General features: G+C 71.8%; 21 protein-coding genes. 18 read left to right on the top strand and 3 right to left on the bottom strand.

The annotated features are described in order from the left end of the window. Window positions 1-47 precede the first annotated feature (47 nt). The 11 genes from LXN57_RS08140 to LXN57_RS08090 all read left to right on the top strand — a co-directional run bounded on the left by LXN57_RS08140 (window position 48) and on the right by LXN57_RS08090 (window position 11,740). On the top strand, window positions 48-836 hold the full coding sequence (locus tag LXN57_RS08140; protein WP_251797401.1) for a CPBP family intramembrane glutamic endopeptidase: 789 nt from the start codon (window positions 48-50) through the stop codon (window positions 834-836). Between the two features lie 25 nt (window positions 837-861). Further along, window positions 862-1,674 carry an ABC transporter ATP-binding protein gene (locus tag LXN57_RS08135; RefSeq protein WP_251797400.1) on the top strand — a complete coding sequence of 271 codons (813 nt, stop codon included), beginning with the start codon at window positions 862-864 and terminating at the stop codon, window positions 1,672-1,674. Window positions 1,675-1,706: 32 nt separating this feature from the next. Next, window positions 1,707-2,693: an ABC transporter substrate-binding protein gene (locus LXN57_RS08130; RefSeq protein ID WP_251797399.1), complete on the top strand. Its 987-nt coding sequence runs from the start codon at window positions 1,707-1,709 to the stop codon at window positions 2,691-2,693. Beyond that, a complete protein-coding gene (locus LXN57_RS08125) occupies window positions 2,690-4,780 on the top strand; it encodes an iron ABC transporter permease (RefSeq protein ID WP_251797398.1) in 2,091 nt (696 codons plus the stop codon). Before LXN57_RS08130 ends, LXN57_RS08125 begins: the two co-directional genes overlap by 4 nt. A gap of 355 nt (window positions 4,781-5,135) precedes the next feature. Continuing rightward, the gene (locus LXN57_RS08120) at window positions 5,136-6,077 is read left to right on the top strand and encodes a sulfite exporter TauE/SafE family protein (RefSeq protein WP_251797397.1); all 942 of its coding nucleotides are present in this window, start codon (window positions 5,136-5,138) and stop codon (window positions 6,075-6,077) included. 23 nt (window positions 6,078-6,100) lie between these two features. Continuing rightward, entirely contained in the window at window positions 6,101-6,484 is a 384-nt protein-coding gene (locus LXN57_RS08115) for a hypothetical protein (protein ID WP_251797396.1), read from the top strand. A 28-nt stretch (window positions 6,485-6,512) separates the two neighbouring features. Next, entirely contained in the window at window positions 6,513-6,800 is a 288-nt protein-coding gene (locus LXN57_RS08110) for a hypothetical protein (protein WP_251797395.1), read from the top strand. 4 nt (window positions 6,801-6,804) lie between these two features. Next, complete coding sequence (locus tag LXN57_RS08105) at window positions 6,805-9,507, top strand: helix-turn-helix transcriptional regulator (protein ID WP_251797394.1); 2,703 nt, start codon at window positions 6,805-6,807, stop codon at window positions 9,505-9,507. Between the two features lie 278 nt (window positions 9,508-9,785). Then, on the top strand, window positions 9,786-10,217 hold the full coding sequence (locus LXN57_RS08100; protein WP_251797393.1) for a hypothetical protein: 432 nt from the start codon (window positions 9,786-9,788) through the stop codon (window positions 10,215-10,217). Beyond that, window positions 10,214-11,074, top strand: coding sequence for a tetratricopeptide repeat protein (locus LXN57_RS08095; RefSeq protein ID WP_251797392.1), 861 nt, complete (start codon window positions 10,214-10,216; stop codon window positions 11,072-11,074). The genes LXN57_RS08100 and LXN57_RS08095 overlap by 4 nt, the downstream gene beginning before the upstream one ends. Before the next feature lie 183 nt (window positions 11,075-11,257). After that, entirely contained in the window at window positions 11,258-11,740 is a 483-nt protein-coding gene (locus tag LXN57_RS08090) for a GNAT family N-acetyltransferase (protein ID WP_438872849.1), read from the top strand. Between the two features lie 8 nt (window positions 11,741-11,748). Here the strand turns inward: LXN57_RS08090 and LXN57_RS08085 are convergent, their stop codons facing one another. After that, window positions 11,749-12,693 carry an alpha/beta hydrolase gene (locus LXN57_RS08085; protein WP_251797390.1) on the bottom strand — a complete coding sequence of 315 codons (945 nt, stop codon included), beginning with the start codon at window positions 12,691-12,693 and terminating at the stop codon, window positions 11,749-11,751. Window positions 12,694-12,826: 133 nt separating this feature from the next. Here LXN57_RS08085 and LXN57_RS08080 point away from each other — a divergent pair, with 133 nt between their 5' ends. Together LXN57_RS08080 and LXN57_RS08075 are read left to right on the top strand one after the other, a co-directional pair. Beyond that, window positions 12,827-14,023: a sensor histidine kinase gene (locus tag LXN57_RS08080; protein WP_251797389.1), complete on the top strand. Its 1,197-nt coding sequence runs from the start codon at window positions 12,827-12,829 to the stop codon at window positions 14,021-14,023. Then, window positions 14,020-14,688: a response regulator gene (locus LXN57_RS08075; protein WP_251797388.1), complete on the top strand. Its 669-nt coding sequence runs from the start codon at window positions 14,020-14,022 to the stop codon at window positions 14,686-14,688. Before LXN57_RS08080 ends, LXN57_RS08075 begins: the two co-directional genes overlap by 4 nt. Window positions 14,689-14,999: 311 nt before the next feature. On the opposite strand, the gene LXN57_RS08070 is transcribed toward LXN57_RS08075, so the two are convergent. Together LXN57_RS08070 and LXN57_RS08065 are read right to left on the bottom strand one after the other, a co-directional pair. Continuing rightward, a complete protein-coding gene (locus tag LXN57_RS08070; RefSeq protein ID WP_221374786.1) occupies window positions 15,000-15,992 on the bottom strand; it encodes a LacI family DNA-binding transcriptional regulator in 993 nt (330 codons plus the stop codon). 197 nt (window positions 15,993-16,189) lie between these two features. Next, window positions 16,190-17,311 (bottom strand): LacI family DNA-binding transcriptional regulator, encoded by a 1,122-nt coding sequence (locus tag LXN57_RS08065; RefSeq protein ID WP_251797637.1) that lies wholly within the window; start codon window positions 17,309-17,311, stop codon window positions 16,190-16,192. 386 nt (window positions 17,312-17,697) lie between these two features. Here LXN57_RS08065 and LXN57_RS08060 point away from each other — a divergent pair, with 386 nt between their 5' ends. From LXN57_RS08060 to araB, 5 genes are read left to right on the top strand one after another with little or no spacing between them, the layout of a single operon-like run. Continuing rightward, the gene (locus tag LXN57_RS08060) at window positions 17,698-18,690 is read left to right on the top strand and encodes an ABC transporter substrate-binding protein (protein WP_251797387.1); all 993 of its coding nucleotides are present in this window, start codon (window positions 17,698-17,700) and stop codon (window positions 18,688-18,690) included. A gap of 57 nt (window positions 18,691-18,747) precedes the next feature. Further along, a complete protein-coding gene (locus LXN57_RS08055) occupies window positions 18,748-20,265 on the top strand; it encodes a sugar ABC transporter ATP-binding protein (RefSeq protein ID WP_251797386.1) in 1,518 nt (505 codons plus the stop codon). Continuing rightward, window positions 20,262-21,281 carry an ABC transporter permease gene (locus LXN57_RS08050; protein ID WP_251797385.1) on the top strand — a complete coding sequence of 340 codons (1,020 nt, stop codon included), beginning with the start codon at window positions 20,262-20,264 and terminating at the stop codon, window positions 21,279-21,281. Before LXN57_RS08055 ends, LXN57_RS08050 begins: the two co-directional genes overlap by 4 nt. Further along, window positions 21,278-22,297 carry a galactofuranose ABC transporter, permease protein YjfF gene (gene yjfF / locus LXN57_RS08045; protein ID WP_251797384.1) on the top strand — a complete coding sequence of 340 codons (1,020 nt, stop codon included), beginning with the start codon at window positions 21,278-21,280 and terminating at the stop codon, window positions 22,295-22,297. Before LXN57_RS08050 ends, yjfF begins: the two co-directional genes overlap by 4 nt. 2 nt (window positions 22,298-22,299) lie before the next feature. Then, window positions 22,300-24,030, top strand: coding sequence for a ribulokinase (araB, locus tag LXN57_RS08040; protein WP_251797636.1), 1,731 nt, complete (start codon window positions 22,300-22,302; stop codon window positions 24,028-24,030). The last annotated feature ends 1 nt before the right edge of the window (window position 24,031 follow it).

Below are 24,031 nucleotides of genomic sequence, written 5' to 3'. Positions count from 1 at the left end.
CTTAAGTCGGCAGCGGAGAACGGGCTGCCGCCGACAGACTCGACGGCATGGGACGACCGAATGCGGCGGTGCGGGCCGGGATCGTTTTTGGTGCGGCCACGGCGATCTGGATGGCGATCTACCGGTCCGGCGAGGCGCTTTTCGGTACGGACGACTACGACCGCGGGCGGCACGTGTTCTCGGCGGTGGCGGTCACCGTGCTGGTTGTTCCGATGGTGGTTCTGGCGTGGCGCTATCTCGACCGGGTGCCCTGGAGCGGGCTTCGGCGGGCCTCCCCGCGTACGGTGGGAAGGCTCTTGGCAGCCGGCATGGCGGGCTATCTGATTCCGGCCGCGGTGGCCGTCACGGTCTTCGTCGTGGCCGGTCTGGTGTCGATCGACGTGCGCGGCTCGGTGCTCCCGGTGTTCGCCCTGATCGTGCTCGTCTTCCTCTACGAGGCGCTGCCCGAGGAACTCGTATTCCGGGGGTACCTCTTCCGCAATCTGGCCTTGGCCATGCCGACCTGGGCTGTCGTGCTCGTGCAGGCGGTGCTGTTCACCCTCTTCGGCGTGCTGATCGGCGCGGCCGGCAGCGTCGACCGGGTCGTCACCTTCTTCGGGTTCGCGATCGTCCAGGGGCTGCTCCGGGCGGTCACCGACACGTTGTGGGTGCCGATCGGCTTCCACCTGGCCTTCCAGGCCGCCGAGCAGATGGTGGGGCCGCATTGGGCGATCTTCGTCGTCGACGATCTCGCGCTGCTGCAGAACGTCGTGCTCGGGCTGATCCCGCTGGCCCTCGGTGTCCTCACGGTTCAGCTGCTCGGGAAGGGCGCGCGGCGACCCGCGGTTATGAGTTGATCTCGGGTTAGGTTAGCCTCACCTCATGAGTGGGGACGTGGCGCTCGCCGGGAGCGAGCTGACGCTGGCCTACGACGGTCGTACCGTCGTGCACGGAGCGGGCCTGCGGCTGCGCGCCGGGGAAGTGGTGGCGCTGGTCGGGCCGAACGGGTCGGGCAAGTCGACGCTCCTGCGCTCGCTGGCGCGCCTGCACGCGCCGCAGTCGGGCACCGTCACGCTGGACGGCGAGGGCGACGCCTTCGCCCTGCGGCCGAAGGACTTCGCCCGGCGGGTCACGCTGCTCACCCAGTCCCGGCCCACCCCCGGGGGCGTACGGGTGAGAGACGTCGTCGCCTACGGCCGGCATCCCTACCGGGGCCGCTTCGGCGCCGGCGACGCCGAGGGCCCGGCCCACGTCGAGAAGGCGATGCGGCTGACCGGGGTCGACGCCATGGCCGAGCGAGCCGTCGACGAACTGTCCGGCGGCGAGCTCCAGCGGGTCTGGCTGGCGACCTGCCTGGCCCAGGACACCGGCGTCGTGCTGCTCGACGAGCCCACCACCTTCCTCGACCTGCGCTACCAGGTCGAGATCCTCGACATCGTGCGCGAGCTGGCCGACGACCACCAGGTCGCGGTGGGCGTCGTGCTGCACGACCTCGACCAGGCCGCGGCCGTCGCCGACCAGGTCGTTCTCCTGCACGCCGGCGTCGTGCGGGCGACCGGCACGCCGGCCGACGTGCTCTCGGCCGAGCTGCTCAGCGAGGTCTACGGACTGCGCATCGAGGTGTCCGTCGGCGACGACGGCCACCTCCACACGCGCCCGATCGGCCGGCACACCAGCCGGCCCGTAACCCTCTGACCGGCCCGTAACCCTCTGAAAGGTATTTGTTGATGGCGCTTACCCGCCGGGCTTTCGCCGCTGCCCTGACCGTCATGGTTCTCGCCGCCTGCGGCACCACCGAAGATCCGGCCGACGAGGCCGGCGCCGGATCGGCCGCTCCCTCGAGCGGCCCGGTCGACCTCACCGACGAGCGCGGCCCGCTGCACCTGGACGCGCCCGCCAAGGCCGTCGTCTCCCTCGAATGGGGCCTCACCGAGAACCTGGTGGCGCTGGGCGTGAAGCCGGTCGGCCAGGCCGACGTCAAGGGCTACAACGCCTGGGACAAGAGCGCCCCGATCGACGCCGGCACCCCCGACGTCGGCACCCGTGGCGAGCCCAGCCTCGACGCGATCGCCGCGCTCAAGCCCGACCTGGTCGTCACCACCAGCGACCTGCCGGCCAACGTCATCCAGCAGATCGCCAAGATCACCAAGGTCCTCACCCTGCGCGGCTCGGACGGCGCCGACCCGATCGGCTACATGCGCAAGACGGTGACCACGCTCGCGCAGGCCACCGGCACCCGGACCCAGGGCGAGAAGCTGCTCACCGACTTCGACGCCAAGATCGCCGCGGGCAAGGACGCCCTGGCCAAGGCGGGTAGGGCGGGCGCTCCGTTCGTCATGACCGACGGCTGGGTCGAGTCCGGCAACGTGTCGCTGCGCATGTACACGCCGAACTCGTTCTTCGGCGGCATCGCCAAGGAGCTGGGCCTGGAGAACCAGTGGACCAGCGGCGGTGACAAGGACTACGGCCTCGCGCAGACCGACGTCGAGGGCCTCACGAAGATCACGGACGCTCAGACGACGTTCGTCTACGTGGCCAACGACGCCGACGGCGGCGACTTCACCGACGCGCTGAAGAGCAACGCGGTCTGGAAGCAGCTCCCATTCGTCAAGGAATCCAAGGTCAAGCGCATCCCGGACGGCATCTGGATGTTCGGCGGCCCGGCCTCGGCCACCGCCTTCGTCGACGCGCTCACCGCCGCACTGAGCGCGTGACCACCGCCACCCTTCCTGCGGCTGAGGTCAAGAGCTCCGCCACGTACGGGGTCGTAGCGGTCTTCGCCGGTGCGGTCGCGCTGTTGCTCGTGTTGTCGGCGGTGCACCTCACGCAGGGCACCGCCGCACTGAGTGTCGCCGAGCTGGTGCGGGCCATCCTGCCCGGCTCGGCGGCAGACGACGCGCGGTCGCAGGCGGTGGCCGTGCTCGTGGCCAGCCGCCTGCCCCGGCTGTTCGCCGCCCTGCTGGTCGGCCTCGCGGTCGGCATCTCGGGCGCGGTGCTGCAGTCGGTGGCGCGCAACCCGCTGGCCTCGCCCGACACTCTGGCCGTCAACGCCGGCGCGTACGTGTCGGTGGTCGCCGTCGCCGCGTTCGGCATCTCCCTGCCGTTCCTCGCCGGCGGCGCCGTCGCCTTCGTGGGCGGCCTGCTCGCCTCGGGTCTGGTGCTGCTCGTCTCGCGGGGCGGCGCGGCCGGCCCGACCCGGCTCGTGCTGGCCGGCTCGGCCGTGGCGCTGGCCCTGAACGCGCTGACGACCTTGCTGCTGATGCTGTTCCAGCAGAACACGATCGGCCTGTTCGCGTGGGGGAGCGGCACCACCGTCCAGTCCGGAACCCAGAACGTCACGCTGGCCGCGCCCGTCGTGGCCGTCGGCGTGCTGGCCACCATGCTGCTCGCCCACCGGCTCGACGTGCTCGGCCTCGGCGACGACTCGGCCCGCGTGCTGGGCGTCGACGTCCGCCGGACGCGGGTGCTGTCGATCGGCTGCGCGGTGCTGCTCGCCGCGACCGGCGTCATCGTGGCCGGCCCGATCGGCTTCGTCGGCCTGTGCGCGCCGGTCATCGCCCGGCTGGCCGCCCGCCGCGTGCCCGGCCTGGGCGCCCACGTGCTGCTGCTGCCGTTCGCCGGCCTGGCCGGGGCGCTGGTCGTGGTCGCGGCCGACGTGTTGCTGCGCCTGGCCATCCCGTCGTCGCTGGCCATCTCCGTGCCCACCGGCGTGGTCACCACCCTGGCCGGCGCGCTCGTGCTCGTGTGGCTGGCCCGCCGCCTGCGCGACGGCGGCCCGGCGGCGGCTCCGGCGCGCGGCGCCAACGGCTCGGTGCGTACCCGCGCCTGGGTGATCGCGGTCGGCATCGTGCTCGGCGTGGCCGTAGTCGCCGCGTTCGTGACGGCGCTGCTGCTGGGCGACCGCCTGATCCTGCTCGGCGACGTCATGAACTGGTTCAACGGGACGGCCGGGCGCCAGGTCAGCTTCGTGCTCGACCAGCGCTGGCCGCGGGTGCTGGCCGCGCTGCTGGGCGGGGCCGCGCTGGCCCTGGCCGGAGCGATCGTCCAGGCCGTGGCCCGCAATCCGCTCGCCGAACCCAGCCTGCTGGGTGTCACCCCCGGCGCCTCCGTGGGGGCGGTGCTGGTGGTGCTGCTGTTCCCCGGCGTCGGCGGCTGGCCCATCATGGGCGCGGCGACGCTGTTCGCGCTGGCCACGTTCGCGCTGGTCTACCACCTGGCCGCGAGCCGGGGCCTGTCGTCCGACCGGATCGTCCTGGTCGGCGTGGGCGTGAGCGCGGCCGCCACCGCGGTGACGACGCTCGTCGTGGTCGTCGTCTCCCCGTGGAACGTGGGCGTGGCCCTGACCTGGCTGGCCGGTTCCACGTACGGCCGGACCTTGAGCCAGGTCGTTCCCGTGCTCCTGATGCTGATCGTGGCCCTGCCGCTCACCCTCGCCGCCAGCCGCACGCTCGACCTGGTCGCGCTGGACGAGGACGTGCCCCGCCTGCTGGGCGTGCCTCTGAACCGCGCCCGCCTGGTGTTCCTGGCCCTGGCCGCGGTGCTGACGGCCGCCGCCGCGACGGCGGTGGGCGCGCTGGCCTTCGTGGGCCTGGTGGCGCCGCATGCGGCCCGCGCCCTGGTCGGCGCCTCACACGCCCGGATGGTGCCGGTGTCGGTCGGTCTGGGCGCCCTGCTGGTCTGCGTGGCCGACACCCTCGGGCGTACGGTCATCGCCCCCAACCAACTGGCGGCGGGCCTGGTCACGGCCCTGATCGGCGCCCCCTACTTCGTCTGGCTCCTCTGGCGCAGCCGCGCCGCCTGAGGAACTCGGCTGAGCGCACCGCTTCTCGGCGCCGTTCTGACAGTCGTCTCAGGTAGCTCGTCATGAAGTAGGCGACGCCGTCTCGCTCACCGGCGCCGCGCTCCACGGCGGCCCGGTCAGCGCCGCGCCCGCACCGGACGGCGGCTTGACCGATCACGTTCATGCTCTCTGTGCTCGTGGTGGACGCCCAGGCGCGGGACGCGGACGATCCGGGCATCTCGGTCGGCGTGTCGTGGGGCCGGGCGTGACAACGGGCCGCGGAGGTGAGATGCTCTTGCCCGTTCTCCTATCGAAATGGTAGGCACTATAGGCGCACCCAACATTCGTCCCCACACGCGCCTGGACTGGAGCGACCATGAGAAAGCTGATCCTCCTAGCCCTCGTCGGCCTCGGAGCGCAACTTGTCGACGGCAGCCTCGGCATGGCGTACGGCGTCACGTCGACCACGCTGCTGCTGGCCATCGGCACGAACCCGGCCGCCGCCTCGGCCACCGTGCACCTGGCCGAGATCGGCACCACGCTCGTCTCCGGTGTCTCGCACTGGAAGTTCGGCAACGTCGACTGGAAGGTCGTCTTCCGGATCGGTGTGCCGGGCGCGGTCGGCGCGTTCGCGGGCGCTACGTTCCTGTCCGGGCTGTCCACCGAGACCGCGGCCCCGCTGATGGCGCTGATCCTGCTGACGCTCGGTCTGTACGTCTTCATTCGCTTCACCACGATGGGCCTGCCCAAGGGGCGCCTGGGCCTGCCGCTGCGCAAGCGGTTCCTGGCCCCGCTGGGTGTGGTGGCCGGCTTCGTCGACTCGACCGGTGGCGGCGGCTGGGGGCCGGTGGGGACGCCGGCCATTCTGGCCAGCGGCCGCCTGGAGCCCCGCAAGACGATCGGTTCGATCGACACCAGCGAGTTCCTGGTGGCGGTGGCCGCGAGCCTGGGCTTCCTGTTCGGGCTCGGCTCCGAGAACATCGACTTCACCTGGGTGGCCGCGCTGCTGATCGGCGGCGTGATCGCCGCCCCGATCGCCGCCTGGCTGGTCCGGCACATCCCCCCGCGGGTGCTCGGCGCCGCGGTCGGCGGCGTGATCATCCTCACCAACAGCCGCACCCTGCTGCGTTCGGACTGGATCGACGCGTCGGACGGTGTCCGCTACAGCATCTACGCCGTCATCTACGTCGTGTGGGCGGCCGCGCTGGTCTACTCGTTCAGCCAGCACCGCAAGAACGCCGCGGAGGAGCGCCGCATCATCGAGGAGGCCGAGGCCCGTACGGCCGAACAGGACCGCCGCGAGCCCGAGCCCGCCTGACCAACCCCAAGCCTTCGGTGGCCGTGTCGACAACGTCGGCGCGGCCGCCGAATCAGTCGACGTGGCTCGGGCGGCGGAGTCAGGTCGCCGCGCTGGGTGACGTTCCGAGCCCACGCGACATCGTGCGGAGTGTCCTGCTCGAATTCCTGCCGCTCGACGAGAGCCGCCGGCAGCGGCACCTGGTGCATGCGGCTTATTTCGTACGCTTCCTGGCCGGCGACACGGTGCGCGAGCGCATCCGCGACACCCCACCCGAGCTGGAGAACCTCATCGCCCTGCTGGTGCCGGCGGAGCATCGTGACGAGGCGGACTTCCTGCTGGCCGGGCCGCGGGACCGCGAGGGCAGATGCTGCTCCGCCGAGTTGGTCGACCACCAGTGGGACCGAATCGTCCCGGCGACGCCCTGAGGCCCGGCGGGGCCTACCGTTGGCGGTCATGATGAACGAACTGGCTCAGCGGATCGCCGAGGCACTCAACGAAGCGCTCGACCAGCGTGTCGCCACGGACTACTACGTGGGGCACGTCGAGCGCGGGCTGGCTGCGGGCGGCCCGGAAGAGCCGATCATCGCGCTCACGGTGGACGAGGTGGCCCGGATCGCCGCACGGGCGGCCCGGGACGACGCTTCGGTCGCGACGGCGGGCGGGTACGACGCTTCGGTCGCGACGGCGGGCGGGGACGACGCTTCCGCCGCGGTGGCGGCCGGGGACGATCAGAAGGAGTGACCACGTGCCGACGGAAACGCTGCGGGGGCGCCGCCGGGAGCTGGCCGAGCTCGATCGCCTGCTGGCCGACGTGCGCGGCGGTCGGAGCCGGGTCCTGGTGCTGCGGGGCGAGGCCGGCGCCGGCAAGACGGCCCTGCTCGACCATCTGAGCAGCGCCGCGCCGGGGCCGGCGGTCCGCGCGGCCGGTGTCGAGTCGGAGACCGAGATCGCGTACGCGGGTCTGCAGCAGCTCTGCTCGCCGCTGATGGGCCACCTCGACCGGCTGCCCGAGCCGCAGCGCGAGGCGATGGCGGTCGGGTTCGGGCTGGCCTCGGGCCCGGCGCCGGACGCGCTGCTCGTCGGCCTGGCCGTGCTGAGCCTGTTCGCCGAGGCCGCGTCGGACGAGCCGCTGCTCTGCGTGGTCGACGACGCGCAGTGGCTCGACCGCATGTCCGAGGTGATCCTCACGTTCGTGGCCCGCCGTCTCGACGCCGAGTCGGTCGCGCTCGTGTTCGCCGCGCGCAGCCCCGGCGACGAGCGGTTGCTGACCGGGCTGCCCGAGATGCGGGTGGCCGGCCTGCCCGACGCCGACGCGCGCGCCCTGCTCGAGACGGTGCTGCCGGGCCCGATCGACGAGCGCGTGCGCGACCGGATCGTCGCCGAGACGCAGGGCAACCCGCTGGCCTTGCTCGAGCTGCCGCGCGGCCTGACCCCGGCCGAGCTGGCCTTCGGTTTCGGCGGTCCCGGTCCGGGTCCGGTGGCGGGCCGCCTCGACCAGGACTTCCAGCGCCGCATCGCCGAGCTGCCGGCCGAGACGCGGACGCTGCTGGTGGCGGCCGCCCTCGAACCCGTCGGGGACGTGCCGCTGCTGTGGCGTGCCCTGGAACGCCTCGGTGTGCCGCCCGGCGCCGCGGGGCCGGCCGAGGCGGCCGGGCTGATCGAGCTCGGCGCCCGGGTCCGGTTCCGTCATCCCCTCGTACGGTCGGCGAGCTGGCGGTCGACCGATGCCGCCGCCCTGCGGGTCGTGCACCGCGCGCTGGCCGACGTCCTCGACCCGCACCAGGAGCCGGACCGCCGCGCCTGGCACCTCGCCCACGCCGCCGCCGGCCCCGACGCGGCGGTCGCCGACGAGCTCGAGCGTTCGGCCGACCGCGCGCTGAGCCGGGGCGGCCGGGCGGCAGCGGCTGCCTTCCTGGAACGCGCGGCCGAGCTCAGCCCCGACCCCAAGCCCCGCGCCACCCGGACGCTGGCCGCCGCGCGGGCGCATTTCCTGGCGGGCGCGCCCGCCCGCGTGCCCGAGCTGCTGGCCGCGGCCGAGATCGGCCCGCTCGACCCGCTCGGTCAGGCCGGGGTCGAACGACTGCGGGCCCAGGCCGCGTTCTGGCTCAATCACGGCCGCGACGCGGCGCGGGCGCTGGTAGCCGCGGCCCGCCGCCTCGAGGAACTGGATCTGCCTGCCGCCCGCGAGACGTACCTGTCGGCGCTGGGCGCGGCCCTGCACACCGGTCGGCTGGGCGACGGCGATGCCCGGCTGGTGGCCGAGGCGGCCCGCGCCGTCGCACCGGGCGACGACCCGGCCGGCCTGCTGCTGACCGGGCTGACCACCTGGGTGCTCGACGGCTTCCCGGCCTCGGTCGAGCCGCTGACGCGGGCGTTGGCCGCGCTCGACGCCCGCGAGAACCTCGGCCTGGTCTGGATCGGCGTGCCGGTCGCCCACGAGCTGTTCGACGACCAGGCCTGGAACCGGCTCACCGCGCAGGCAGCCGGCTTCGCGCGCGAAACCGGCATACGTTCGATGCTGCCCGCGATGCTCACGTTCCGGGCCGGCGCCCTGGTGCTGGCCGGCCGGCTGGACGAGGCGTCCGAGCTGGTCGGCGAGGCGGACACGCTGGGGCGGGCCACCGGCCTGGTCGCGCAACCGTCCGGCCCGCTCAATCTGCTTGCCTACCGCGGTGCGGAGCGGCAGGCGCTCGACCTGATGGAGCCGATCGAGAGGGACGCCCTCGCGCGGGAGGAGGGACGGCTGGTCGCTCTGGCCGGGCACAACAAAGCGGTGCTCTACAACGGTCTCGGCCGCTATCCGGAGGCGTTGCACGTGGCCCGGCAGACCATCGCGTACGAGGACCTGGGTTTCTGGCACTGGGGTCTCATCGAGTTGATCGAGGCAGCCGCGCGGTCGGGTTCGGCGGCGGAGGCGGCCGAGGCAGCCGAGCGGCTGCGGGAGCGGACGGGCCCGGCCGGGACGAACTGGGCGACCGGCATCCAGTCCTTGGCCGACGCGCTGGCCGGGCCGCCGACGCGCACCGAGAGGTACTTCCGTGAGGCGATCGAGCTGCTGCCGGCGGATCGGCTCAGCGTGATGGTGGCGCGGGCGCGCTTGCTGTTCGGCGAATGGCTGCGCCGCGAGAACAGGCGCGCCGAGGCTCGCAGCGAATTGCGGATCGCGTACGAGTCCTTCTCGTCGATGGGCGCGGCCGGCTTCGCCGAGCGGGCCGGACGCGAGCTCACCGCGACGGGCGAGACCGTCCGCAAGAGGGGCACATCGGCCCGCGAGGAGCTGACGCCGCAGGAATCGCAGATCGCCCGCCTGGCCGTGGCCGGCCGCACCAACCCCGAAATCGGCGCGGTGCTGTTCCTGAGCCCCCGCACCGTGGAATGGCACCTGCGCAAGGTCTTCGCCAAGCTGGGCATCACGTCCCGCCGCGAGCTGGCCGGAGCCCTCGCCTAAACCCCTGCTCAGAACTATCGCCCGTAACTCCGGCGGCCCTTCCGAGGGCTGGCCTGCTCGGGAGCCGCCAGTTACGGACGACACCGTCGGCTACATGCTTAGTTCCGGCTCGTGCGAACAGGCCGCCGCGTGCTCGTGTCGTCCCGGACGGGCGCTGCGTGCCCGGCTGGAGCCGTGAAGGAACGGGGCGCGAACTCGGCCGACGTGTCCCGCCCCGATAAGCTGGCCCGCGCGCACGGAGCGGACCGGCGCCGGGCGAACGAGAGCGGGGAAAGCCCATGCAGGACGACCTGTTCCGCCCGACGATCCGCGACCAGCCGGCGCCGGGCAAACCGCCGTGGCGGCCCGAGTCCATCGTCTATCCCGCCTTCTTCGGCGGTCCCCTCGCCGCGGCCACGCTCGGCCTGCTCAACGGGCACCGTCTCGCCCTGCCGACCGGGCAGCTGCTCGCCATCGCGGGCGCCGGCGTGGCCGGTTTCGCCGCACGGGCCACGGTGGGCGCCTTCACCGACGGCAATTCCACCGTACGGCTGGCCGGCACCGTGTGCGGCCTGCTGGTGTGGCTGGTGGTGCTGTCCCTGCAACGCCGCCCGTTCCGGGTCGCCACCCTGCGCGGTCGCGAGCCGGCCCGGCTGATCGGCCCCGGATTCGCCGCGGCTATCGTCTGCGGCCTGCTCGAGGCCGTGCTGCTGGCGGTGCTGGTCCGATGAACGCGACGTTGCACCACGCGCAGGCGCTGCTGGCGACCGGGCGCCCCGAGCAGGCGCTCACTCAGTTGTCGATGCTTCCGGCCAACGAGGTCACGGGCTCGTACGCGATGCAGTTGCGGTGCGCCGCGCTCAGCCAGCTCGACCGCTGGACCGAGGTGGGCGACGCCGCCCGGGCCGCCCTGGCCGCCAACGGGCCCGATCCCGGCCTGCTGCTCTGGCTGGGCCGGGCCGAGCATGAGGCGAGGCGTGACCAGCAGGCCGAGCGGGCCTTCCTCGACGGCCTGGCGCTCGCGCCGAACGACGTCGATCTGCTGTGCGCGTACGCGGACCTGTGCGCGGGTGACGGCCAGCTCGAGAAGGCCGGCAAGCTGGTGGATCTGGCCGCCGCCCGCGCGCCGCAGGCGCCGGTGGTCTATGCGACCCGGATCCAGCTGGCGCACGCGCGTGGCGACGACCGGGAGGCTCAGCGGATCAGTCGCGAGTTCGTCGGCGCCCACCCGGACAATCCGGTCGCCCACGCGCTGCTGGGCGGCACGAGCGCGGCCCGCGGTCACGTCGATGCCGCCTACGAGGGCTTCCGCCAGGCCGCCGCGGCCCGTCCCACCGAGCAGGTGTTCGCCGAGTCCGCGATGGAGCTGCGCGTGGCCCGCCACCCGCTCATGCGACCGCTGCGCCCCATTCTGCGGTTCGGCGCGCTGAAGACCTGGCTGGTCGCGGTGACGCTGATCATCGGCCTGCGCGCGATCGGACTGCCCGTGCTGGGTGGCCTGCTGGGCTTCGTCTGGCTGGCGTTCTGCGTCTATTCGTGGGTGGTGCCGCCGCTTGTCCGCAAGTGGGTCCTGCGTTCCTGGCGATGAAAGACCACGCCGCCGGCGGACATGAGCCCGCGTGGACCCTGTGAACTCCGATGACCGCCGGCTGCGGTTCGAGGCGGCGGCGCCCGCGTGATCGGCGCGGTGCGTCGCTTCCTGGCCCGCCGCACGGGGCAGAGTAGAGAAGTGGACAGCACCCCCATGACTCGCGACTTGACCATCCGGCCCATGCTGGCGACGGACGGGCCGACCGTGCTGGCGCTCTATCAGGCCGGGCTCGACGGCGGGAACGCCAGCTTCGAGACCGCGGCGCCGTCGTGGGAGGCCTTCGACGCGGGCCGGCTCGCCGGCCACCGGCACATCGCGGCCGGCGTCGACGGCGCGGTGCTGGGGTGGGTGGCCGTCACCCCGGTGTCGTCGCGGCCCGTCTATGCCGGCGTCGTCGAGCACTCCCTCTATGTCGACCCCGCTGCCCAGGGCCGCGGCGTGGGCCGCGCCCTGCTGGCGGCGCTGATCCGTTCGACCGAGGCGGCGGGCATCTGGACCATCCAGTCCGGCGTCTTTCCCGAGAACGAGGCCAGTCTCGCTCTGCACCGGTCGTGCGGCTTCCGCACGGTCGGCATCCGGGAGCGGGTCGCCCGCCACGCGGCTCGGGAGAACCGCTGGCGAGACGTCGTCTTCCTCGAGCGCCGCAGCCCCGTCGTCGCCTGAGCGGCGGGTCATCGGCGGGCCAACTCGTCGAGGATCTCGACCGAGGCGGCCCAGCCCGCGCCGTCGGCCGCGTGGGAGGTGGCGACCGAGCGCACGTCGAACCGGTTGTGCGGAGTGAGCCGGTCGGCCTCGGCGATCATCCTGTCTTGCAGCGGCAGCGGGATCAGGCGGTCGCGGGTGTGCCGGATGTAGGTGCGCGGGATGGTGCCCCACGTGTCTTTGTGGCCGCGCGCGTCGGCCAGCGGAACCTGGGTCGACTCGTCGGGCTGGGAGGCGTTGAGCATCGCCATGAACTCGGCCTCGGTGGCGTCGGCACAGAGCGCCTCTTTCATCTTCGCGAGAACGGTGGCGTCGTTCGTGCGGAAGTTCGTGCGCGTCGCGCCGATGACGGCCGGGTCGGCGAGCGACGCGCCGCCCAGCTCGAGGATCAGGGTGCCGGCGGCCTCGGGGGTCTGCAGGTAGTCGCCGATCGCCGGCAGGTCGACGCAGCAGAAGGCGGAGCTGTAGACCAGCCGGCTGATCAGCCTCGGCACCTCGTTGGCGACCCGGCTGACCGTGGCGCCGCCCATGCTGCCGCCCCAGAGGATCACCGGGCCGAGCCGGGCGGCCCGGCGGACCACGGTCACCGTGGCCGCGACGTAGTCGTCCAGGGTGATGCCGGCCATGGGGGATCGCTCGGTGGCCAGCGCGGCCAGGTCTTGCGGGGCCTGGTAGGAACGGCGGAACTGGCCGGCGGCGGCGCCGTGGCCGGGCAGCTCGACGCCGACCGTGCGATGGCCGCGCAGCGTGAGCTCGGCATCGCCGCTCGACGCGCCGTTCGCGCCGGTGACCAGCACGAACGTGGTGACCGCGCGGCCGCGCCGGCCCTCGGCGGGCGCCGCGGCCGGGGTGGCGATCACTGCCGCGGCGCCCGCGGCGGCGCCCAGGAGCCCTCGCCTCGTCATCGTTGTCATGACGTTCTCCCTTCGTCGTTGTCGGCTCCCATTCAGCCCGACGGCGGCCGGTCGGCGGCAGCGGAGAAAGTACGTGCCGAGCCCCTACTTTGGTAGGGTCCGCCCTCCCGCCGAGCCCGGTAGCGTCGGGCCCATGAAGCGGCGTGACGGTCTCATCGACGGGGTGCTGCTGACCGTGCTCGTCGTGGCAGCGGTGCTCGGCGGCGTGGTCACCGCTCTCGTCGCCGGTTCGCAGGCCGATCTCTCGTACGCGTGGGTGTTCGTAGCCCTCCAGGTCGTGACCTCGGCCGTCGTCCTGGTCCGGCGCCGCCGCCCGGCGGGCGCGGCGCTGACGATCGTGCTCGCCGCGATCGCGCAGACGCTGGTGGCGTTCGCCGCCCCGCTGACAGTGGGCGAGGCCCTGCTCTCGGTGAGCGCCTGGATCCCGCTCGCCCTGTCGGTCGTGATCGAGAACATCACCGAGCGTGGCGTGCCGCCGGTCTGGTCGGCTGCCGTCTGGGCTCTGATCGGCCTGCTGACCCTGGTCAGCGTGCGGCCGTGGGATCCGACGACCAGCTTCGTCGTCAACGGCCTGCTGCACAGCGCGGTCGCGCCCCTGTTCGCGCTCTACCTGGCGGCCCGCCGCCGCAAGATGGCACTGCTCGGCGAGCGGGCCGAACGGGCTGAACGCGAACAGTGGTGGCGCGCCGAGCGGGCGAGGGCCGAGGAACGCGCCCGCCTGGCCACCGAACTGCACGACCTGGTCGCCCACCGGGTCACGCTGATGACATTGCAGGCTGGCGCGCTCTCGGTACGGGCGCCCGACGACGACACCCGAGGGGCCGCGGAAGACCTGCGCGCCAACGGCGCCTTGGCGCTCGACGAGCTGCGGGAACTGGTCGGCGTGCTCCGGCGGGGTGGCCGGTCCGCCGAGGCGCCGCTCGACGAGGCGCCGTTGCCCCCGCTGGCGCACCTGGTCGACGAGGCCGGCCGGGCCGGGCAAGAGGTCGCGCTGGTCACCGCGGGCGAGCCGTCGATGCTGTCCCGGGTCACGGGCCGCACGGCTTACCGCGTGGTGCGCGAGGCCCTGACCAACGCCCGCAAGCACGCCGGCGGGGCGCCGGTGCGGGTCGACGCGGAATACCTCCCCGAGCACGTCCGCATCGTCGTCCACAATGGCGCCGGGCGTTCGTCGCGATCGGCCCGGGGGAACGGAGCCGGATTGGCCGGGCTGCGCGAACGCGTCGAGTCGATCGGCGGCACGCTGGTGGTCGGGCCGGACGGCGCGGGCGGCTTCCGGCTCGAGACGGTGATGCCGGTGAAGGTCACGGCCGAGCGGGGAACGTCGTGAGCCGGCTGCGGGTGGTGATCGTCGACGACGAGCCGCTGGTGTGCCGGCATCTCGGCACGATTCTGTCCGCCGCGCCCGATGTCGTCGTGGTGGGCACCGCGGCGGACGGCGCCGAGGCGGTCGAGGCCGTCGTGCGGGAACGGCCCGATCTCGTGCTCATGGATCTGCGGATGCCGGGGGTCGACGGGCTCGCGGCCACTGAGCGCATCCGGGCGCTGGTTGATCCGCCGGTGGTGCTGGTGCTGACCACGTTCGACGCCGACGGGCACGTCATCCGCGCGCTCCGGGCCGGGGCGGCGGGTTACCTGGTCAAGTCGACGCCGCCGGGGGAGTTGCTCGATCTGATCCGGGTGGCGGCGCGGGGCCATGCCGTCCTGTCCCCGGTGGCGAGAGACGGGCTGGTCGCAGCGTCCGCGACGGCACACGAGGAGCGCGAAGCCGCTCGGGCCCGCGTCACCGACCTGACCGATCGCGAGCGCGACGTCCTGACCGCGGTCGGCGACGGCCTGTCCAACGCCGAGATCGCCGGCCGCCTGTCCCTGTCCGAGGCAACGGTGAAGGGCTACGTTTCGCACCTGTTCGACAAGCTGGGCTGCGCCAACCGCACCCAGGCCGGCCTGCTGGCCCAGTCCGCCGGCCTGAGGACAGCCGACGACCCGCGCTGATCGACCGACGGTGACTGGTCGGGTCGCTCTGCTGCTCTGTCGAGATCGAGCCGCGGTGCGCTGATTCGCCTCAGGCGGCCGGTTGATCTGGCGTCCCGCGCTGGTTGGCGACGGCGTTACGCCGGGTTGGTCTGCCGGCATGCACGCCGGAGACGCACCCAGTGGGGCCATCCTCCCCTTGATGGCCCCAACCGGGTCCTCTCTTCCGATGTCAGCGCCACAGGCCTAGGAATACCCGTAGTGAGACCTGTTAACGCTAACAGATCACGCAGCGGTTGGAACAGGTCACCGGGAAAATTTGGCCGGCCGGGTCAGCGCGGCGGCGGGGGTGCGACGCTGTCCCGCGTTACCAGGGTGGGGGCTATCGTGCGGCGGGCCGCCAGGTCGGCGGTGCCGGATTCGATCTGGGCCAGCAGGAGTTCCACGCCGGCCGTGGCGACCGCGTCGAAGTCGGGGCGGACGGTGGTCAGTGGGGGCGTGTAGTACGCCGCCTGGGGAACGTCGTCGAAGCCGACGATGCTGATCTCTTCGGGCACGCGGCGGCCGTGTTCGCTCAGGGCGCGTAGCAGGCCCAGCGCTATGTGATCGTTCGCTGTGAAGACCGCTGTCACCTCGGGCAGACGGGCCAGCAGTTTGCCGTTGCGGTAGCCCGACTCGGCGCTCCAGTCGCCGGTGAGCAGGGGCGGCTGTTCGGCGCCGGCGGCGCGCAGCGCGTCTTCCCAGCCGCGCACCCGGCCCGCGGCGTCGAACCAGTCAGCCGGGCCGGAGATGTGCCAGACCGTGGAGTGGCCGGCCGCCAGCAGATGCTCGGTCGCGGCGCGGGCGCCCGCCACCTGGTCGACCGTGACCAGGGTGCTGGCCCGCTCGGGGTCGCCGTCGATCGTGACGAGCGGGATGTCGTCGGGCAGGCGGGCCAGGGCAGGGCCGGCGCTCGCCACGGGCGCGATCACCACCAGGCCGGCGACGCGCTGGTCGAGGTGCCGTTCGACCGCGTCGGCGATCGAACGCTCGTTGAGGCTGCGCACGCTGCCGACGTTGACCGCGAAGCCGCTGTCCTGCGCCGCCTGCTCGAAGGCGGTCAGCATCGAGGCCGGGCCGTAGAGCGCCGTGTTGGGCGCGACCACACCGATCACCTTCGACGTGCCGGTGACCAGTGCCCGCGCCGTGCGGTTGGGGCGGTACCCCAGCTCGGCGATCGCCGCCCGCACCTTGAGCCGGGTCGGCTCGCTGACGTTGGGATGCTCGTTGAGCACCCGGGAGACGGTCTGGTGCGACACTCCCGCCAGCCGGGCGACGTCCATCATGCCCGGCGGCCGTCCGCGCTTCACGCTCACCCGTACCCCGCATCCACTGGTTGCGGGCAGGATATCCCGTGCGCACCCATGCCCGTGACGTGCGGGTACGCCGCGCCGCAGAAATCACAGGGCATCGCTGCCGGCGCGGGCCGGGATCGTCCCGGCGGGAGCGTTCCCAGCGGACCAGACCTTGATAAAAGGGTCGGTCAGGGGCGGAGGTGCGAGCTGCCGTCACGCCCGGCCGGGGAGGGCGGCAAGGCCGGCGAAGCCGGGGAGGGCGAGGCCGCGGGCGGCGAGGCCGGGGAGGGCGGCACGGCGGGGGAGGTTGGCGAGGGCGGCGGGCCGCTGCTGGTGCGCAGCACCAACTGCGGGGTGAGCAGGACACGCTGCGGCGGCTGCGGGTCGGCAGCGGGAGTGGTGGTCATGTGTTCCAGCAGCAGGGCCAGGCTGCGCCGGCCCAGTTCGGCGAAATCCTGGTGGACTGTGGTCAGTGGGGGGACGAAGAAGCCGGAGTCCGGCATGTCGTCGAAGCCGACCACGCTCACCTCCTCCGGCACCCGCTTGCCCGCCTCGTGCAACGCCCGGAGCACACCCAGCGCGATCCGGTCGTTGGAGCAGAAGATGGCGGTCACGTTCGGGTCCTTCGCCATCGCGCTGCCCTGGGCGTAGCCCGATTCCGCGTCCCACCAGCCGTGTTCCACGGCGGGCACGACCGCCCCGGCCGCGTACAGGGTGCTGCGCCAGCCGTCGATGCGTTCGGCCGATTCCGGCCAGTCGGACGGTCCGGCCGCGTGGTGGACCGTGGCGTGGCCCAGGTCCAGCAGGTGCTGCGTGGCCAGGCGGGCGCCCGCCGCGTTGTCGATCGAGACCGTGGGCGCCGCATCCGACTCGCCCGCGCCGCCGACGGCCACGCACTGCAACGACGGTGGAACCTGGGCCAGGGCCTGGTTCACCGACTGTTTGGGCGCGATGGCGATGACCCCGTCCACCGAGTGCTGGGTCAGCCGGTCCACCGCCTCGAGGACCTGGCGCCGGTCGAGGTCGCGCACCGACGCGATGCTCACCAGGTAGCCGGCGTCCCGGGCGGCGCTCTCTATTCCGTACAGCATGGAAGCGGGACCGAACAGCGTGGTCTCGAAGCCGATGATGCCCAGCGTGCCGGACTGCCGGGTGACCAGGGTGCGGGCGGCCAGGTTGCGGCGGTAGTTGAGCGAGCGCATGGCGTCGAGCACGCGCTGGCGGGTCGCGTCACGCACGTTGGGGTGGTTGTTCAGCACCCGCGACACGGTCTGGTGCGAGACGCCGGCGAGTTTGGCGACGTCGCGCATGACAGTCAGGCGGGGCCGGCTCGTCGCGGCGGGGACGCCGTCGGTGGCGGGCTTTCTGGATGCCAAAGGTACCCCCGAGTCCGCGGTGACAATGCCCGATGTGAGCGCGCACAGTGTAAGGCTGAGGGGAGCTGTGTCCATCTATCCCGGACACGTCTTCCAGCACCTTGTGCGATTCGGCAATGAGTCGGTAACAAACCGGTGTTGAAGGCTTGACTCGCGTGATGAGAACGGTAACACTTCCGGAACGCGAGTCCTGAGGGTGACGCCGCAGCGACTCGCCGCAACGACAGACCCTCATCCGCCGGTTGCCCGTCATCCCCACGCGGCGCCGGAACTCAGCTCTGTGAACGTTAACACGCGCGCCTTCACATCAGGAGGATTCAGTGCTCAAGAGACTTTCCATCGCGGTGGCCGGCGGGCTCCTGCTCGTTTCGGCGGTCGCGGGCTGCGGCGGCGACAGCGATGCCGGCTCCGGTTCCGGCAGCTCGGGCGGCGACGACAAGATCACGCTCGGCTTCTCGCAGGTCGGCGCCGAGAGCGGCTGGCGTACGGCCAACACCAAGTCGATCCAGGACTCGGCCGCCTCGTCCGGCATCGACCTCAAGTTCTCCGACGCCCAGGGTAAGCAGGAGAACCAGATCAAGGCGATCCGCAACTTCATCACCCAGCGGGTCGACGTCATCGCCTTCTCGCCGGTGGTCGAGAGCGGCTGGGGCACCGTGCTCAAGGAGGCCAAGGACGCCAACATCCCGGTGATCCTGACCGACCGCGCGATCGACGACCCGGACACCACGCTCTACAAGTCCTTCATCGGCTCGGACTTCGTCGAAGAGGGCAAGAAGGCCGGCGAGTGGCTGGTCAAGGAGTACGAGGGCAAGACCGACACGGTCAACATCGTCGAGCTCCAGGGCTCGCCGGGCGCCGCTCCGGCCAACGACCGCAAGTCCGGCTTCGCCGACGTCATCAAGAGCGAGCCCAAGTTCAAGGTGGTCGCCTCGCAGACCGGTCAGTTCACGCGGACCGACGGCAAGGCCGTGATGGAGACCTTCCTCAAGTCGCAGCCCGACATCGACGTGCTCTACGCGCACAACGACGACATGGGCCTGGGCGCCATCGAGGCGATCGAGGCGGCCGGCAAGAAGCCCGGCACCGATATCAAGATCATCACCGTGGACGCGGTCAAGGACGGCATGACGGCCCTGGCCGACGGCAAGATCAACTTCATCGTCGAGTGCAGCCCGCTGCTCGGGCCACAGCTGATGGACCTGGTCAAGAAGGCGAAGGCCGGCGAGACCATCCCGCAGCGCGTGCTCACCGAGGAGACGACGTTCACCCCGGAGCAGGCCAAGGAAGCTCTCCCGTCCCGCAAGTACTGAGTCAGCGGCCGGTGGGCCGTCCGCACGCCGGGCGGCCCACCGCTGAACGGAGCCCACATGGCCGAGCAGTTGAAGATGACCGGCATCAAGAAGATCTTCCCCGGCGTCGTCGCCCTCGACGGCGTCGACTTCCGGCTGTTACCCGGCGAGATCCACGCGCTGATGGGCGAGAACGGCGCGGGCAAGTCGACGCTGATCAAGGTGCTGACCGGCGTGTACGACATCGACGGGGGTGACATCGAGCTGGCCGGGCGGAAGGTGCGGTTCACCGGGCCGCTGCAGGCGCAGCAGGCCGGTATCAGCACCGTCTACCAGGAGGTCAACCTCTGCCCCAACCTGTCGGTGGCCGAGAACATCTTCATCGGCCGTGAGCCGCGGCGGTTCGGGCGCATCCAGTGGTCCGAGATGCGCCGGCGGGCCGAGGTCAGCCTGGCCCGGCTCGACCTCGACCTGGACGTGTCGGCCCAGCTGGACAGCTTCTCGCTGGCCATCCAGCAGATGGTGGCGATCGCCCGCGCGACCGAGGTCGGCCGGACCAAGGTGCTCATCCTCGACGAGCCCACGTCCAGCCTGGACGCCTCCGAGGTCGAGCAGCTCTTCACGATCATGCGGCGGCTCAAGGAGGACGGCGTCGCGATCCTGTTCGTGAGCCACTTCCTCGACCAGGTCTACGAGATCGCCGACCGGATGACGGTGCTGCGCAACGGCCGGCTCATCGGCGAGTACCGCACCGCCGAACTGCCCCAGATGCAACTGGTCAGCAAGATGATCGGCAAGGATCTGGCGGCCCTCGAGCAGATCCAGGGGCAGGCGAAGGACTCGACGTCCGGCGAGCGCGGCACCCCGATCGTCGAGGCCCGCGCGCTCGGGCGGACGGGCGCCATCGCCCCGTTCAACCTCACCATCCACGCCGGCGAGGTGGTCGGCCTGGCCGGTCTGCTCGGCTCCGGTCGTACGGAATTGGCCCGCCTGCTCTTCGGGGCCGACCGCCCCGACCACGGCGAACTGCTGGTCGACGGCAAGCCGCACGCCGTCAAGACGCCGCGGGAGGCCATGGCCGAGGGCATCGCGTTCTCGTCCGAGAACCGGCGCACCGAGGGCATCCTCGGCGAGCTGACCGTCCGGGAGAACATGATCCTGGCCATGCAGGCCGCCCGCGGCTGGACCCGGCCGATCCCGCGCCGCAAGCAGGACGAGCTGGTCGACCAGTACATCAAGGCGCTCCAGATCCGCCCGGCCGACCCGGAACGCCTGGTCCGCGACCTCTCCGGCGGCAACCAGCAGAAGGTGCTGCTGGCCCGCTGGCTGATCACCGAGCCCCGGCTGCTGATCATCGACGAGCCCACCCGTGGCATCGACGTCGGTGCCAAGGCCGAGATCCAGCGGCTGGTGGCCCAGCTCGCCGACGGCGGCATGGCCGTCCTGTTCGTCAGCGCCGAGCTCGAGGAGGTGCTCCGGCTCAGCCACAAGATCGAGGTGCTCCGCGACCGGCGGCTCGTCGAGGAGCTCGAGAACGGCGATGACGTCGACGCCGACCGCATCATGCAGACCATCGCCAGCGGAGCCACGTCATGACGACACTGCTGAAACACCGGTTGTTCTGGCCCACCGCCGTCCTGGTGGTGCTGCTGGCCAGCAATCTGATCTTCTCGAACAACTTCTTCACGATCACGCTGCAGGACGGGCACCTGTACGGCTCGCTGATCGACATCCTGCGCCGGAGCGCCCCGCTCGTGCTGGTCGCGCTGGGCATGACGCTGGTGATCTCGACCGGCGGCATCGACCTGTCGGTGGGGTCGGTGATGGCGATCTCGGGCGCGCTGGCCTGTCTGCTGATCGGCGATCTCAGCAATCCCGACGCGGTCGGCCCGGTGCTGCTCGTGGTCGGCGCGGCGATCGCGTTGTGCCTGGTCTTCGGGCTGTGGAACGGGTTCCTGGTCGCGGTGCTGGGCATCCAGCCGATCATCGCGACGCTGATCCTCATGGTGGCCGGCCGCGGCGTGGCCCAGCTGATCACCGGCGGGCAGATCCTGAACGTGCACTCCGCGCCCTACCGGGTCATCGGCGCCGGCTACTTCCTCGGCGTGCCGGTCTCGTTCCTCATCGCCGCGGCTGCGGTCGGGCTGACCGTCGCGCTCACCCGGCGTACGGCCCTGGGACTGCTTCTGGAATCGGTCGGTGGCAGCCCCACGGCAAGCCGGCTGGCCGGCATCCGCGCGCGCCGCATCACGATCATGGTGTACGTGTTCGCAGCCGCCTTCGCGGGCGTCGCGGGCCTGATCTACAGCTCGGACGTGTCCAGTGCGGACAGCAACGCGGCCGGCAACCTGATCGAGCTCAACGCGATCCTGGCGGTCGTCCTGGGCGGCACGGCGCTGACCGGCGGCCGGTTCTCGATCGCGGGCAGCGTGCTCGGCGCGGTCATCATCACCACCCTCGACATCACCGCGGTCAGCGTGGGCGTGCCGGTCGAGACGACACTGCTGTTCAAGGCGGTCGTCGTGATCGTGCTCTGCCTGGCCCAGTCGGCCACGTTCCGCGCCAAGGTCTTCGGCAGATTCGGCACCAGGAGAGCGGAGGTTCCGGCGTGATCGACGTGAGCACCCCACCCACGCCCCAGAAGAACCGCTCGATCCTCGGCGGGCGACGGGTCTACCGGCCGAACACCAAGCACATCCCGGTGCTGGCCACCCTGGCCCTGCTGATCGTCATGTATTCGATCGGCGTCTACAACTACGAGAGCTTCGGCGACACCCAGGTCTTCCTGAACATCTTCGTCGACAACGCGTTCCTGCTGGTCGTGGCCGTCGGCATGACGTTCGTGATCCTCACCGGCGGCATCGACCTGTCCGTCGGCGCCGTGATCGCCCTGACCACCACCGTGGCGGCCACCCTGCTGACCGCCGGCTGGCCGGCCGGGGTCGTCCTGCCGCTGGTGCTGCTGATCGGCACCGTGATGGGCCTCGGCATGGGCGCGGTCATCCACTTCTTCAAGGTGGAGCCGTTCATCGCCACGCTGGCCGGCATGTTCCTGGCCCGCGGCCTGGCCCTGCTCATCGACCGCAACTCGATCCCGATCACGAACGAGTTCTGGACCCAGATGGCCCAGAAGAGGTTCCGGTTCGACGACGGGGTGTTCATCTCGCTCAACGTGGTGATCGCGGCGATCGTCGTCCTGATCGCGGCGATCGTCCTGGCCTGGACGCGGTTCGGGCGCAACGTGTACGCGATCGGCGGCAACGCCGATTCGGCGCTGCTGATGGGCCTGCCGGTCGGGCGCACACGCATCGCGGTCTACACGCTGAGCGGATTCTGCGCCTCGCTGGGCGGCGTGCTCTACAGCTTCTACACGTCCTCGGGCTACAGCCTGCACGGCCAGGGACTCGAGCTCGACGCGATCGCCGCCGTGGTCATCGGCGGGGTGCTGCTGACCGGTGGCTCGGGATACGTGCTGGGCACGGTGCTCGGCGTGATGGTGCTCGGCCTCATCCAGACGATCATCACGTTCCAGGGCGACCTCAACTCGTGGTGGACGCGGATCGTCGTCGGGATCCTGCTCTTCGCGTTCATCGTCCTGCAGCGGCTCGTCACCAGAAAGGCCAAGTGAACATGTCCGGCTACACCATTGGGGTCGACTTCGGCACGCTGTCCGGGCGCGCCGTCGTCGTCCGGGTCAGCGACGGCGAAGAGGTCGGCGCCGCCGTGCACGAATACGCGCACGGCGTGATCGAGCGGACCCTGCCTGCCACCGGGGAACGCCTGCGGCCCGACTGGGCGCTGCAGGACCCCGCTGACTACGTCGAGGTGTTGCGGACAGCCGTCCCGCAGGCGGTGGCGGCGGCGGGCATCGACCCGGCCGACGTCATCGGGATCGCGACCGACTTCACGGCGTGCACGGTGCTGCCCACGCTGGCCGACGGCACCCCGCTGTCCGCGCTCGACACGTTCAAGGCACGACCGCACGCGTACGCGAAACTCTGGAAGCACCATGCGGCGCAACCGCAGGCCGATCGCATCAACGAGCTGGCGCACCGCCGCGGCGAGCCGTGGATCGACCGCTACGGTGGCAAGATCTCGTCGGAGTGGCAGTTCGCGAAGGCGCTGCAGCTGCTCGAGGAGGACCCCGAGGTCTACGCGCGCACCGAGCGCTGGATCGAGGCGGCCGACTGGATCATCTGGCAGCTCTGCGGGCAGGAGACCCGCAACGCCTGCACAGCCGGTTACAAGGGCATCTATCAGGACGGTACGTATCCCGCCCGGGGCTTCCTGGCCGAGCTCAACCCCGGGTTCGCCGACTTCGCCGATACCCGCCTCGCCCACCCGATCTCGGCGCTGGGCGAGCGCGCGGGCGGGTTGACGGCCGAGGCGGCGCAATGGACCGGGCTGCCCGAGGGAATCGCGGTCGCCGTCGGCAACGTGGACGCCCACGTGACCTCGCCGGCCGCCCGGGCCGTCGCGCCCGGGCAGATGCTGCTCGTGATGGGCACGTCGACCTGTCATGTCATGAACTCGTCGGAGCGGGCGGCCGTGCCGGGCATCTGCGGGGTCGTGGACGGCGGCATTCTCGCGGGGCTGTACGGCTACGAGGCGGGGCAGAGCGGCGTCGGGGACATCTTCGGCTGGTTCGTGGACAACGGCGTTCCGCCCTATGTGCACGACGAGGCCCGCGCGGCCGGCGTCAGCGTGCACGACCTGCTCTCGCGCCAGGCGGGCGAGCAGCCGGTGGGCGGGCACGGCCTGGTCGCGCTCGACTGGCAGAGCGGCAACCGGTCGGTGCTGGTCGACCACCACCTCTCGGGTCTGATCGCGGGCCTGACGCTGGCCACCCGGCCGTTCGAGATCTACAAGGCGCTCATCGAGGCGACGGCCTTCGGCACACGGAAGATCGTTGAAACGTTCGAGGCCGCGGGCGTTCCGGTGACCGAGTTCGTCGCGGCCGGGGGACTCAAACGGAACCCGCTGGTCATGCAGATCTACGCCGATGTGCTGCGGCGGCCGATCAGCGTGGCCTCGTCGGAGCAGGCGCCGGCGCTCGGCTCGGCGATCCACGCAGCGGTGGCCGCGGGCGCCTACCCCGACGTCGCGACGGCCGCCGAGGCCATGGGCCGCGTCGAGAAGGACGTGTGGCAGCCGAATCCGGCCGATGCCGCCGTCTACGACCGGCTTTACGCCGAGTACGCGCTGCTGCACGACTACTTCGGCCGCGGCGAGAACAAGGTGCTGCACCGCTTGCGGTCGATCCGCGACGAGGCCTTCCGGCCGGAGACGGGTCGCTCCGAAGCGCCGGCGGCCGGTGGGGTCGGTGAGGTCGAATCGGCCATTCGGGAGGGCGGGGAATGAC

The sequence above is a fragment of the Paractinoplanes hotanensis genome (assembly GCF_023717965.1).
Classification (GTDB): domain Bacteria; phylum Actinomycetota; class Actinomycetes; order Mycobacteriales; family Micromonosporaceae; genus Actinoplanes; species Actinoplanes polyasparticus.
This window is presented reverse-complemented; position numbering and strand designations above follow the sequence as displayed.